The sequence below is a fragment of the Aliivibrio sp. S3MY1 genome (assembly GCF_028765575.1).
Classification (GTDB): Bacteria; Pseudomonadota; Gammaproteobacteria; order Enterobacterales; family Vibrionaceae; genus Aliivibrio.
Window position 1 is genome coordinate 50,930 of record NZ_JARACO010000012.1, and the last position, 14,352, is coordinate 65,281.

Here is a 14,352-nt window from a genome sequence, read left to right on the forward strand (position 1 = left end):
AATTTAAAAGCTAAAAATAGCTGCTACAACATTGAGCAGCTATCCGTAATATCCTATTACTTTTCTAATTCACCGCGTGCATTTACGCCCGCAGCTTTAACAAAACCTTCAAATAATGGGTGACCATCACGAGGTGTTGATGTGAATTCTGGGTGGAATTGAGCTGCCACAAACCATGGGTGGTTAGGGATTTCAATAATTTCCACCAGCTTCTTATCAGCTGATAGGCCTGAAATCTTAAGACCGGCTTTTTCAAGCTGAGGAAGTAAATTATTATTTACTTCATAACGGTGACGGTGACGCTCTTCAACAGTTGCGTTACCGTAAAGTTCACGAGCTTTTGAACCTTTAGCAAGGTGACATAGTTGAGAACCAAGACGCATTGTACCGCCTAGATCTGATTTCTCAGTACGCTCTTCAACATTGCCGTCGCCATCAATCCACTCAGTGATTAAACCTACTACAGGGAACTTCGTGTCTTTAGAGAATTCAGAAGAGTGAGCCCCTTCCATATTAGCAACGTTACGCGCATATTCAATCAGCGCAACTTGCATACCAAGACAGATCCCTAAATATGGTACTTCATTTTCACGAGCGTATTGAGCAGCAAGGATCTTACCTTCAATACCGCGATCACCGAAACCTCCAGGAACTAGAATTGCGTCTAGACCTTCTAGGATTTCAGTACCTTTAGATTCTACATCTTGTGAATCTACATATTTAATAGTGACGTTTAGACGGTTTTTCAAGCCCGCATGTTTTAATGCTTCGTTTACTGACTTGTAAGCGTCTGGTAATTCAATGTATTTACCAACCATACCGATAGTAACTTCACCAGTTGGGTTCGCTTCTTCATAAATTACTTGTTCCCACTCAGAAAGATCAGCTTCAGGAGCGGTAATACCAAAGCGTTGACATACTAATTCATCAGTACCTTGTGCTTTGATAAGTTGTGGGATTTTGTAGATTGAATCTACGTCTTTCATTGAGATAACTGCTTTTTCTTGAACATTACAGAAAAGAGCAATTTTCTTACGTTCGTTCGCTGGGATAACACGATCAGAACGACAAACTAGGATATCTGGTTGGATACCGATAGATAGTAGTTCTTTTACTGAGTGTTGAGTTGGCTTAGTTTTAAGCTCACCTGCAGCGCCTAAGTAAGGAACCAGTGTTAAGTGCATAAACATAGCACGCTCACGGCCTAACTCTACTGCTAGCTGACGGATCGCTTCCATGAATGGTAGAGATTCGATATCACCAACGGTACCACCAACTTCTACGATTGCGATATCGTGGCCTTTAGCGCCAGAAATAACACGTTCTTTAATCGCATTAGTAATATGAGGGATAACTTGGATTGTTGCACCTAAGTAGTCACCGCGACGTTCTTTACGTAGAACATCTGCGTATACTCGACCAGCAGTAAAGTTGTTACGCTTAGTCATTTTGGTGCGGATGAAGCGCTCGTAGTGACCTAAGTCTAGATCTGTTTCTGCGCCGTCTTCCGTGACGAATACTTCACCGTGTTGAGTTGGGCTCATAGTGCCTGGATCAACGTTGATGTATGGGTCAAGCTTCATCATAGTGACTTTTAAGCCACGAGCTTCAAGAATAGCTGCTAATGATGCTGCTGCAATACCTTTACCTAGTGAGGATACAACCCCGCCAGTTACAAAAATGTAATTCGTCGTCATACGTTACCTGAAATTGGTGTAAATGAGGAATAAAAATGGATTTCATCTGGACGGGAAGTGAATATACCAGAACCGCTTTATCGCCACAACGTGAAAAGTATCACAGTTAATTGATTTATTTTTTGCTCCAAATCAATTCCGCTCACTTCGCTTCACATTTTCCCATTCAGAGTCTAGTTCATTTAAATCACATTGCTCTATTTTTTTATTCTTTTTGGCGACGTTCGCCTCAATTTGTCGAAATCGGCGCTCAAACTTATCATTTGCTTTGCATAACGCTTGCTCCGGATTTTTTCCTAAATGACGAGAAAAATTTACTGTAGCAAAAAGTAAATCTCCTAACTCTTCTTCAAGTTTGGCTTCATTTCTCGGTTTTTTAAGAGCCTCTTCGAGAACCTCTGCAACCTCTTCATTTACCTTATCGGCAACCGGTTGTAAGTCATCCCAATCAAAACCGACCTTTGCACACTGCTTCTGAAGCTTATTTGCTCGTAGTAATCCTGGCAAAGCGCTTGGGATAGAATCTAAAATACTCTGTTGAGAAGATAAGTCTTGCTCCGATGATGCTTTATCCAAACGTTCTTGTTGCTTAACTTTATCCCAATTCGCTGTGATCTCTTCTTCTGATGCAAATTCATCATCACCAAAGACATGCGGATGACGACGAACCAATTTTTCATTTAACGTATCAACCACATCGCTAAAATCAAACAAACCGTCCTCTCTTGCCATTTGAGCGTAGAAAATAACCTGGAATAGTAAATCTCCTAACTCTTCTTTTAAGTTCTCCCAGTCCTTCTTATGAATCGCATCCACCACTTCATAAGTCTCTTCTATAGTATGTGGAATAATAGAATCAAAAGTTTGCTTTCTATCCCACGGACAACCGGATTCTTCATCTCTTAATTGAGCCATTATTGAAAGTAATTGTTCAATATTATTTTTGGTTGTCATTTCTATTCCCTACGATTTAAAAACAAAAAAGCGGTGACCATTATAGTCACCGCTTTTTTAAAAATACATTCGCCTTAAATTAAGAAGGCTTTCTGTTAACTTAACCTAATAAGCTCATTGCCATGCTTGGCGCTTGTTTTGCTTGTGCTAAAATTGACGAACTTGATTGACTTAAAATTTGCGTCTTCGTTAAGTTTGTTGTCTCTTTAGCAAAATCAGTGTCTTTAATTTGGCTATTTGAATCAGTGATATTTTCGTTAATGTTAGTTAAGTTTTTAACGGCACTTTCAAAACGGTTTTGGAATGCACCTAATGAAGCACGATTACCATCAACGTATTCTAGAGCAGCATCAATCACATCAATTGAACGCTGTGCGCCACCAACGGTTGTTAGGTCCATAGATGCAACCGTATCGTCTGACTCGCCACCCATTTTTAATTCATTCGCTAGAGAGCCATTGAACTCTAATGGTGAAGAGATAGTTTCGCCTGACATGAACACTTGAAGTACGCCATCTTCAGTTACAGATGCGCTTAGTTCGTTCGTTTGACCGTTAATGTAAGTTGCTAACTCTTCAATATCATCACCTGCTTTTGCTGAGATGTTGATTTCTTGAGGGTTGCCGTTTTTATCGTTATACGTCACATTAAATTGTGTGTTTTCTTTACCCACCGTCCAGTTGATATCACGACCTTCTTCTGCGAAGTACGATTTACCACCCATTGTCGACTCATCAGCACGCATGCTGTTTAGTGTCATTGCCACTGCTTCACCTGAATCAGCACCAATTTGGAAAGATTTTGTACCAAACTCACCGTTAATTAAACGAGTACCACCAAAAGACGTTGTTTCAGCAATACGGTTCAACTCATCAGTCAGTGAACTTGCTTCTTCTTGCATCGCTTTACGGTCAGCGTCAGTATTTGAGCCGTTTGAAGATTGTAGCGATAAGTCACGTAAACGTTGAAGTACGTTAGTCGTTTCTTTCATTGCGCCTTCTGCTGTTTGCGCAATTGACATACCGTCGTTAGCGTTACGAACCGCAACATCTAAACCACGAGTTTGTGCTGTCATACGATTTGAGATCTGCAGACCAGAAGCATCATCAGCAGCGCTGTTGATTTTTGAACCTGAAGACAATTTCTCCATTGAATCAGTTTGAGCAGCGGTTGCATTGTTCATGTAACGTTGTGCTGTCATTGCTGAGATGTTTGTATTTACTGAAATTGACATAATATTTGCTCCGGTCGGCTTCACTTATTGTTATAGGATAGAAGCCTATAATTCATCGTTGATACCTATATTTACGGCCTGATATTTCAGAACTTGAGATTTTTTTTCAAAAAAAAACCAAATGTTATGAATAACATTTGGCTTTAAAATATAGTTACTATTAATCAATAACTTAGATGCGCATTATTGGTAAGTACTTTATTAAGATAATCGCATTGCTTCCATTACATCTTTCACTTGCTCAACACGAGTAATTAATCGACTAAGAATATCCGCATTAAATACTTCAAGATCAAAGTCCATGATCGTCAACTGCTTTTTATGATCATTTCGGCTCTTCATTCCTGATACTTTTACTTTTTCATTCGCAAAAAGTGTTGTGAGATCTTTTAATAGGCCAGAACGATCCATTGCTGTCACACGTAGGGTTAATATGTAAGCCCCCTCGAAACCACTGCCCCACACCGTATCTATAATACGCTCTGCAGCATGATGACGCAGTTCATTAAGTTGATCACAATCACTACGGTGAACCGAGATACCACGCCCTTGAGTAATATAACCTGCGATTGGATCTCCAGGGATCGGTTGACAACAACGAGCAAGATGCGTCATTAAGTTATCGACTCCTTCAACAACAACGGCATCATTACGTTTCTTGTTTTGCGCTTGAGCATGAGCTTGTGCTTTGGCTTCAGACTCTTGCAATTGCTCTAATGCTTTTTGATCTTCTTGCTCTGCTGTTGGTTTATTGATTAGCGCATTAATATGATTAATCACTTGGTTAATACGGAGATCACCACTGCCCACACCAGCAAATAACTCATCGGTTGAATTAACATTAAAACGCTTTAAAGCATATCGCTCTGCGTCTTTTAATGTACCACCAATCTTCGCTAATTCAGTTTCTAAAATCTCCTTACCTGCATCAAGATTTTTCTCACGACTCTGCTTTCTAAACCATGCGTTGATCTTAGCGCGAGCGCGACCTGAATTAACAAAACCAAGTGTTGGATTTAACCAATCTCGTGATGGATTAGGTTCTTTTTGGGTGATAATTTCAACTTGATCACCCATCGTTAATTGATGTGTAAATGGAACGATTCGTCCGCCCACTTTCGCACCAATACAACGATGCCCCACTTCAGAGTGAATGTGGTAAGCAAAATCCAACGGTGTAGCCCCCATAGGTAAATCGACCACATCACCACGAGGCGTAAAGGCATACACACGATCATCAAAAACTTGGCTTCGTAGCTCATCCAGCATTTCGCCAGAATCAGACATCTCTTCTTGCCAATCAAGCAGCTTACGTAGCCATGTGATTTTTTCATCATAGCCACTGCGACTACTGCTTGACGAACCTTCTTTATATTTCCAGTGTGCAGCAACCCCTAGTTCAGAGTCTTCATGCATATCCTTAGTGCGGATCTGGATCTCAATAGTTTTACCTTCAGGACCAAGAACAACGGTATGGATTGATTGATAGCCATTAGGTTTTGGGTTCGCTACGTAATCATCAAACTCACTAGGTAAATGCTTAAATTTAGTATGAACAACCCCAAGAGCCGCATAACAATCTTGCAGTTGATCGGCGATAATTCGTACCGCGCGCACATCAAATAGCTCGTCAAATGCCAAGTTCTTTTTCTGCATCTTACGCCAAATACTATAGATGTGCTTTGGACGCCCACTGACTTCAGCATTAATGTTGTACTCTTGCATTTCATCACTTAATCCAGTGACAAAATCATGAATATACTGCTCACGAACAATGCGGCGTTCAGATAGTTGCTTAGCTATTTTTTTATAGGTCTCAGGGTGTTGGTAACGAAAAGAGTAATCTTCAATTTCCCATTTTAATTGGCCAATACCTAAACGGTTTGCGAGTGGAGCATATAAGTTATTACACTCTTTTGCTGCAGCACGACGAATGTCATCCGGTTCATTTTTTACTTCACGTAAATTACAGATACGTTCCGCTAATTTTATGATCACACAGCGGAAATCATCCACCATCGCCAGCAGCATTCGACGGATATTATCCACTTGAGAAGACGCTGATTCTGCACCTACAGATGCATTCAGTTGACCAATGGCGTCCATCTCTTCAACGCCATCAATCAGTTTTTCAATTTCTTTACTGTAGTGCTCAGTTAGCATTTCTCTGTCTAAAACACCAGATGAAACTAAAGGGAATAACTGAGCGGCAATAAGGGTTGGCTTGTCCATGCTTAAGGTGATCAATATCTCGATCATCTCACGACCACGCCATAGCAAGAGCTGTCCTTCTTCATGAGAAGCGACTAACTCTTCACATTGCTTATACACCTCAGTCAATTTTTTTGAGGTGTTTTTATCTTGTTCAAGGCTGGCGATCCATTCACCTAACTCGAACTCTTCATTTTCCTTAAGATGTGCTCCGCGAACTGCGACCATGTCCGTTTCCTATAATCCAATTTTATAATGATTCTTTTAGGCTGCTTAAGCGTAGCTAATGTTGCCGCTAATTATCGCTCAAACAATGCCATAGATTCTAAATGTCCTGTATGTGGGAACATATCAAGCATACCTAGCCTAGTAAGCTTGTAACCGTGCTGAATAAGTAATTGGCTATCGCGTGCAAGTGTTGCTGGGTTACACGATACATAAACCACGGTTTGAGGTTTCAATTTTGCCACAGTTTGCATCACTCCTGCAGCCCCTGCTCTGGCAGGATCGAGTAAAATCTTTGTAAACTTTGTACTAGACCACACTTGATCATCAATACTTTCTTCTAAATTAGCTTGATAAAATGTGACATTCGATAATTTATTTCTTTTGCCATTTTGTTGTGCGCGTTGAACCATTTCATCAACACCTTCAATACCCACTACGCTTTGTACTTTTTGAGCCAGAGGCAAACTAAAATTACCTAAGCCACAGAACAGGTCTAATACGGTGTCATTTTCTTTTAGATCTAACCAAGAAAGAGCTTGATGGACCATTTTTTTATTCACATCACCGTTAACCTGAATAAAATCTTTTGGTGTAAAGTAAATTTTAGCGCCATCAATAAGATAATATGGTTCTTCACCACACACATGATTTAAGACGTCTGACTCTGGCATTAGGTACAAGATTAAATCACGCTCTTCACAATAAGAGAGTAATGCTTGATGATCGGTCTGATTAAAATCAACCAGATGACGGATCAACAAGACACTGCCATTATCTGCCTGAACTAACTCTACATGCCCTAATTGCTTTTTCGATTTAAACGAATTTAATAATTCATAAAGTGACGTTAGATGTTGATCAAGTTCACTCACTAATACTGGGCAATGGCGAACATTTACAATCGCTTTGCTTTGCTTCTTACGAAACCCAAAATCAAGCTGATTCGTTTGTTTATTAAACATTAAACTAATGCGAGCTCGACGGCGATATCCTTTGTCATCACCAACAATCGGCTCGATTATTTCACAACATTCAACGCCTTGTTTTTGCATTAGCTCTTGCAGCTTAATATTTTTTGCGACTATTTGCTCATCGCGTTGAAGGTGCTGTAAATTACAGCCACCACACTCATGATAATACTCACAAATCGCATCTTGACGCTTTGGGCTTTTTTCTGTCAGCTTGATAAGCTTAGCTCGAGAGTATTGTTTTTTCTGTTCGATAAATTGAATAATCGCTTTTTCTTCAGGTAAAGCACCGTCAATAAATACCGGTCTCTTATCTACAAAAGCAACACCGGCACCATTGTGATCTAATCGAACCACATCAACAGATTGATGCTTTGTGTTTACTGAAGCTTTCTTTTTAGGTTTGAAGAATTGCGCCATGATTATTGCCTGATTTACCAAAATTAGAAATTAGCGCCATTATACCCAAACAATATTAAGATGTAGTGCAGAATGGGCATTGATTTATGTTTCAATTTACGATTTCTACATAGAATATTTGAGCTTACTCGTTAACTTGATTAAGCTACGCGCTCAAGGATGTTAATAAGAACGAATCAATATGAGAAAATACGGTTTACGCGCACGTGTTATTACCCTGACACTAGCGCCAACATTAATTATCGGTTTGCTACTTAGTGGCTTCTTTACAATGAATCGATACAATGATTTGGAAGCTCAGCTCATTTCGAGCGGCACCAGTATTATTGAACCCCTAGCCATCTCAAGTGAATATGGCATGACGAGACAAAACCGTGAAGCCGTTCGTCGTCTAATTAGCTACGCGCATCGAAAGCACTCTAAAATCGTTCGCAGTATTGCTGTATTTGATGAACATCACGAACTGTTCGTTACTTCTAATTTCCATCCTAATTTTGAAAGCTTAACGTTTCCCAAAGATAAACCTATTCCATTATTACTTGATATTTCTTTTCAAGAAGAGTCTTTAATATTACGAACGCCTATTCTTCCTGAAGGACAGTTCTCTACCAATTTTGACCCCTCTTATATCAATGACCCCTTAGGTTACATCGCCATTGAATTAGACTTATCCAGTTTACGATTACAGCAATACCAAGAAATATTCTCTGCCTTGGTTGTTTTGATGCTTGGATTGAGCCTGTCTGGTGTCTTTGCCTATCGTTTAATGCAGGATGTCACTCAACCTATTTCACACATGGTCAGCGTGGTTGACCGTATTCGTCGTGGCCATTTGAATGTTCGAATTGAGAATAAATTGCATGGCGAGCTAGATACCCTCAAAAACGGTATCAATGCCATGGCCATCTCCTTGTCTGAATATCATGTCGAGATGCAGCAAAGTATCGATCAAGCGACTTCAGATTTACGTGAAACCTTAGAACAATTAGAAATTCAAAACGTTGAATTAGATATTGCTAAAAAACGAGCTCAAGAAGCGGCGCGTGTTAAGTCAGAATTTTTAGCGAATATGTCCCACGAGTTAAGAACCCCCCTCAATGGTGTGATTGGCTTTACCCGTCAAATGCTAAAAACATCACTATCTGATAACCAACAAGATTATCTGCAAACCATTGAACGTTCAGCAAACAACTTATTAACCATCATCAACGATATTCTGGATTTCTCAAAACTGGAGGCGGGTAAATTATTACTTGAAAATCTACCATTCAACCTCCAAGACAGTCTAGATGAAGTGGTTAGCCTACTTGCTCCAAGTGCGCATGAAAAAGGCTTAGAAATCACATTAAAAATTGATCAACGCCTATCTTCAGGACTTATCGGTGATCCACTTCGTATTCAACAAGTTCTTAATAATTTAGTTGGTAATTCAATTAAATTTACCGAAAAAGGCAACATTGATATTTCTGTTGAACTAAAGCACTTACATAGCGACAGCATTGATCTTCAATTTATTGTTCGTGATACCGGTATTGGTATTTCAGAGCGCCAACAAGCTCAATTATTCCAAGCATTTAGTCAAGCAGATGCCAGTATTTCACGACGTTATGGTGGTACTGGCTTAGGTCTGGTTATTACTCAAAAATTAGTCGCTCAAATGGGAGGGGAAATTGGTCTTAGTAGCCGCCTTCACCAGGGGTCGACCTTCTGGTTTACGATAAAAATGAGTTCAACAGATCTGCCTATGATTGATGAGCGGGATATTGCTCAATTAGATAAGAAAAAACTGTTATTAATAGAACCAAATATGCAGTCAGCTTCTATTTTACAGCAGCAATTGATCAATCACGGTGTCCTTGTCACTTACCGAACAACACTGCCTAATCATATTGAACCCCATGATTTCGCTTTAATCAGCTTAAGCTCTACCGCTAAGCCGACAGCGCAATCATTACAAAAAATTTCAGATAAACTCGTCCCTTATTGCCCTACCGTGATTATCGGTTTACCAAGTACAGAGCTTGCTCTTACTGAGGAGTTAAATGAACAGACTCATATTACTTGTTTATCGAAGCCATTCGCTAAGAAAAAATTGCTTGATGCTTTACTCAACCACAAGCAATTAGAGCAAGTACCTGTTTTACCTGATTTAATGGCTTCACATAAAGGACCTCAGCGCTTACCGATTAAAGTGATGGCGGTTGATGATAATCCTGCAAATCTCAAACTTATTTCTGCTTTATTACACGAACAAGTAGAGACTGTTGTTACCTGTAAAAATGGTATCGATGCGGTACAACAAGCCACTGAGCAAAAGTTTGATATCATCTTAATGGATATTCAAATGCCAAAAATGGATGGCGTGATGGCATGTAAAGAAATCCGTAAAACAGTCTTAAATGCACAAACGCCTGTAGTGGCTGTAACAGCCCACGCCATGGCCGGCGAACGAGAACGATTAATCAGTGAAGGCATGGATGATTACTTAACCAAACCAATTGAAGAACATGTCCTTCAACAAGTCATCATTCACTGGAGCCCCTTAACGGATAAATCTGATGTGGAAAAAATTGAAATTTTAGCCGACGCGATCCCTGAACTTCATGTGGCAGAAGCAAGTTGTGATAAGAGTAGCAGCATTGATTGGGAAGCGGCATTAAAGCAATCAGCAGGAAAAGATAATCTCGCAAAAGAGATGCTTGCAATGCTGATAGAGTTTATTCCGGAAGTTGATAGCTGGATAGAAAAAGCCCTAGAGGGGAACTTATCAACTGAAGAACTCTGTCATTACATACATAAACTTCATGGAAGTAGCTCATATTGTGGCGTACCTAGACTAAAGCAGTTATGTAATTTAATTGAAACGGCGCTAAGACAGCAGCAATCGATTGAAGAAATTGAACCTGAATTATTTGAGCTGCAAGATGAAATGTATAAAGTGACAAAAGATGCCACTCAATGGTTAAACTAGCTTATACCATTATGGATAAGTAGTTAGGATTCAAAAATTACCGTTGCGACCGCGTAATGGCGCTCGTCGGATATTGTAAGATGAATATGAGAAACATTCATTTTTTGAGATAACTCAAGAGCTTTACCCATGAGTTCTAAGATGGGTTTACCGTTCTCATCATTAGAGACACTAAAATCATGAAAGGTAACACCATGAGCAATACCGGTACCTAACGCTTTAGAAGCGGCTTCTTTTGCTGCAAAACGTTTAGCTAAGAAACGTCCTTTTTGCTTTAATGATTGATATTTATTAAATTCAGATACACTTAAGATGCGCTCTGCAAATGCATCTCCTGAACGAGAAAGGGCTTTTTCAACCCTTTCTATTTCAGCGATATCAGTCCCTAGACCAACAATTGCCATTAGTTACGAGCACCAAGCATAATACGGTGCATATCCGCGACCGCTTTTTCTAAGCCATCAAACACTGCACGTCCCATAATTGAGTGGCCAATGTTTAATTCGTAAATTTCTGGCAGAGCCGCAATCGCTTCAACATTATGGTACGTCAAGCCATGGCCAGCATTCACAATGAGGCCTTTTGAAGCGGCATAACTTGCGCCTGCTGCGATTTTTTTCAACTCATCTTGCTGCGCTTCTTCTGTTTCTGCATCCGCGTAAGCACCGGTGTGAAGTTCAATATATGGCGCACCACATTCAACAGCAGCATCTATTTGTTCTTTATCTGCATCGATAAATAGAGAAACGTTAATCCCTGCATCAGACAATATTTTCGTTGCTGCTTTTACTTTTTCAAGCTGACCTAATACATTCAAGCCACCTTCAGTGGTTAGCTCTTCACGTTTTTCTGGTACTAAACAAACAAACTCTGGCTGTGTTTTAAGCGCAATGCCTACCATTTCATCCGTGACTGCCATCTCTAAGTTCATTCGTGTTTGTAACGTTTCACGTAAGATACGCACATCACGATCGTTAATATGACGACGATCTTCACGTAGGTGGATCGTAATGCCCGCCGCACCAGCCCGCTCTGCGATTTCTGCCGCATGAACAGGATCAGGGTATTTAGTCCCTCTTGCATTTCGAAGGGTGGCTACGTGATCGATATTAACGCCAAGTAAAATTGAACTCATTTTAGAATACTCCTTGTTCTTGGAAGAAACAGCTCCCTACTTTTTAGAGGCTTGCCGCCAAGATACGGCTTTAATGCTATGCGTGTAAAGCGTTTTGCTGCTTTTAATTGCTCTGAGGTAGTAAATCGACGCTCACTAATCGCAATTAACTCATTACCTTTGAAGCTCATTAAAGGGTCGTGACGGATGGATGCCATAAAGCCTTGTTGCTCACGATAACGATACGTCATCTCTGGAGAAACCATTTCGCCACTGCCTGCGCAATGTAAAAAATCAACGCCATAACCTAATGAAGATAAAAGCGCCAACTCAAAACGCCTTAGTGCTGGTTCAGGATTTGAACTTTGAGCAAGCTCGGTAAGAGCGGTAAGGTAATCTAAAAAAAGGGCTGGATACGGCGTTTCTTGCTCTATTACTCGAACGACTAATTCATTGATGTACATAGCTGAGTAAAGATTTATACCAGAGAGTGGAATGCCCAAGCTAATGGTTTCAGCTTGTCGCAGTGTACGCATAGAGCCCTTGCCTGACCATTTCATTAATAATGGGGTAAACGCTTGTAATACGCCTTTTAGATTAGAGCGCTTGCTTCGCGCCCCTTTTGAGATAATAGATAAACGGCCATACTCTTCGCTAAACACATCTAAAATTAGACTGCTTTCACTGTATGGTCTTCGGTGCAGGACAAAACAACGTTGTAAGCCTTCTTCCACGTTTCTTACCTATAAAAAAGAATGCACTATGCGCTTCGCTAACTATAAACGCTTCGCTTCTAGAGACTATAAAAGATGTATTTCGCTATAATAAAAAATCCCAAACAACTTAAAATAATTTGATTAAGTTATTCGGGATCTTGTTCTAGATCTTATCGTTTCTAGTTTCTAGTTTCTAGAAATTATAAATCGTCGATGTAACCTAGAGAACGAAGTGCTCGCTCATCATCAGCCCAACCAGATTTAACTTTAACCCAAAGCTCTAAATACACTTTACGGTCAAACAAACCTTCCATATCAATACGAGCTTCACGACCAATAATCTTGATCTTCTCACCATTCTTACCAACAACCATTTTCTTTTGACCTAAACGCTCAACAAGAATAAGACCATTAATATGAAAGCCATCCATTTTCGGATTGTAATCAAATCGTTCGATTTCAACAGTTACTGAATATGGTAATTCCTCACCCGTAAAGCGCATCAGCTTTTCACGAATAATTTCAGACGCCATGAAACGTTGAGAACGATCTGTTACATACTCTTCAGGAAAGTGATGTACCGCTTTTGGTAAATACTGACGAACCAACTTTTGCACAACATCAACGTTTGAACCTGATTTAGCAGAGATTGGCACAACATCAACAAAGTCCATTTTTTCAGTCATGGTTTGAAGATGCTGCATAACGTCATTTTTATCTTTAACGTTATCAACTTTATTGACTAATAAAACCGTAGGGAATTCCGCTTTTCTCAGCTTGTTCAATACCATTTCATCATCAGGAGTCCAGTGAGTACCATCAACCAAAAATAGAACTAGGTTAACATCACTCAATGATGAGCTTGCCGCACGGTTCATTAAGCGGTTAATTGCACGTTTCTCTTCAATATGAAGACCTGGAGTATCAACGTAAATAGCTTGATAGTCTCCATCCGTGTCAACACCCATAATACGGTGACGAGTTGTTTGAGGTTTACGTGAAGTAATCGAAATCTTCTGTCCCAAAATTTGGTTTAAAAGTGTTGATTTACCTACGTTTGGACGACCAACGATAGCAATAAAACCACAATGTTGGTTGTCACTAGATTCTGTTTTAGCTTCTGATGAGAAGTACGCATCTAGATCAAATTCTTTTTCATCTGACATTAGTTTACTTGTCCTAATGCTATGTCAGCAGCCGACTGTTCTGCCTTGCGGCGGCTACTTCCTTTGCCGATAACTGGCTCATCCAAGCCAGCTACGATACATTCAATAGTGAACTCTTGGTTATGAGCTTCACCTTTAATTTTTGTTACTGTGTACGTTGGTAACGGCTTACGACGACCTTGCAGGTACTCTTGAAGACGTGTTTTTGGATCTTTTTGTGATACGCCAGGTTCAATAGAATCTAAACGAGTCTTGTACCACGCCAAAATAATTCCACGTATCACTTCAGTGTCGCTATCTAAGTAGATGCCACCAATAATCGCCTCAACCGCATCCGCTAAAATCGAATCACGACGGAAGCCACCACTTTTCAATTCACCAGGGCCTAAAAATAGGTAATCACCCAACTGGAATTCACGTCCTAGTTCAGCTAACGTATGGCCGCGAACTAAGGTTGCACGCATACGACTCATATCACCTTCGTCCACTTTAGGGAATCGATGATACAACTCATCAGCAATAACAAAACTCAAGATTGAATCACCAAGAAATTCTAGGCGTTCATTATGAGTGCCGTTTGCACTACGGTGTGTTAACGCTAATTTTAAAAAGTTTTCATCTTTAAATTGATAGCCAATTTTCTTTTCTAAGCGTTGTAATGAAGAATTCATAA

The 14,352-nt window shown here is 40.0% G+C and carries 11 protein-coding genes; 1 reads left to right on the plus strand and 10 read right to left on the minus strand.

Annotated features, from left to right (window positions below; genetic code table 11):
• Window positions 1-56: 56 nt before the first annotated feature.
• The 5 genes from PVK62_RS09835 to rlmD form a co-directional block, all read right to left on the minus strand.
• Entirely contained in the window at window positions 57-1,697 is a 1,641-nt protein-coding gene (locus tag PVK62_RS09835; protein WP_274444149.1) for a CTP synthase, read from the minus strand.
• A 132-nt stretch (window positions 1,698-1,829) separates the two neighbouring features.
• Window positions 1,830-2,651: a nucleoside triphosphate pyrophosphohydrolase gene (mazG, locus tag PVK62_RS09840; protein WP_274444148.1), complete on the minus strand. Its 822-nt coding sequence runs from the start codon at window positions 2,649-2,651 to the stop codon at window positions 1,830-1,832.
• Between the two features lie 100 nt (window positions 2,652-2,751).
• Window positions 2,752-3,885: a flagellin gene (locus tag PVK62_RS09845; RefSeq protein WP_274444147.1), complete on the minus strand. Its 1,134-nt coding sequence runs from the start codon at window positions 3,883-3,885 to the stop codon at window positions 2,752-2,754.
• A 201-nt stretch (window positions 3,886-4,086) separates the two neighbouring features.
• Window positions 4,087-6,324, minus strand: a complete 2,238-nt coding sequence (gene relA / locus PVK62_RS09850; RefSeq protein WP_274444146.1) for a GTP diphosphokinase — start codon at window positions 6,322-6,324, stop codon at window positions 4,087-4,089.
• Between the two features lie 71 nt (window positions 6,325-6,395).
• The gene (rlmD, locus tag PVK62_RS09855; RefSeq protein ID WP_274444145.1) at window positions 6,396-7,712 is read right to left on the minus strand and encodes a 23S rRNA (uracil(1939)-C(5))-methyltransferase RlmD; all 1,317 of its coding nucleotides are present in this window, start codon (window positions 7,710-7,712) and stop codon (window positions 6,396-6,398) included.
• Between the two features lie 181 nt (window positions 7,713-7,893).
• Here rlmD and barA point away from each other — a divergent pair, with 181 nt between their 5' ends.
• The gene (gene barA, locus PVK62_RS09860) at window positions 7,894-10,683 is read left to right on the plus strand and encodes a two-component sensor histidine kinase BarA (protein WP_274444144.1); all 2,790 of its coding nucleotides are present in this window, start codon (window positions 7,894-7,896) and stop codon (window positions 10,681-10,683) included.
• A 23-nt stretch (window positions 10,684-10,706) separates the two neighbouring features.
• Here barA and acpS read toward each other — a convergent pair whose 3' ends face one another.
• The 5 genes from acpS to rnc form a co-directional block, all read right to left on the minus strand.
• Entirely contained in the window at window positions 10,707-11,087 is a 381-nt protein-coding gene (gene acpS / locus PVK62_RS09865; RefSeq protein WP_274444143.1) for a holo-ACP synthase, read from the minus strand.
• Window positions 11,087-11,818, minus strand: a complete 732-nt coding sequence (gene pdxJ / locus PVK62_RS09870; RefSeq protein WP_274444142.1) for a pyridoxine 5'-phosphate synthase — start codon at window positions 11,816-11,818, stop codon at window positions 11,087-11,089. Before pdxJ ends, acpS begins: the two co-directional genes overlap by 1 nt.
• A complete protein-coding gene (recO, locus tag PVK62_RS09875) occupies window positions 11,815-12,531 on the minus strand; it encodes a DNA repair protein RecO (RefSeq protein ID WP_274444141.1) in 717 nt (238 codons plus the stop codon). The genes pdxJ and recO overlap by 4 nt, the downstream gene beginning before the upstream one ends.
• Window positions 12,532-12,713: 182 nt before the next feature.
• Window positions 12,714-13,679, minus strand: coding sequence for a GTPase Era (era, locus tag PVK62_RS09880; RefSeq protein ID WP_274444140.1), 966 nt, complete (start codon window positions 13,677-13,679; stop codon window positions 12,714-12,716).
• Window positions 13,679-14,350, minus strand: coding sequence for a ribonuclease III (gene rnc / locus PVK62_RS09885; protein ID WP_122036303.1), 672 nt, complete (start codon window positions 14,348-14,350; stop codon window positions 13,679-13,681). Before rnc ends, era begins: the two co-directional genes overlap by 1 nt.
• Window positions 14,351-14,352: the final 2 nt, after the last annotated feature.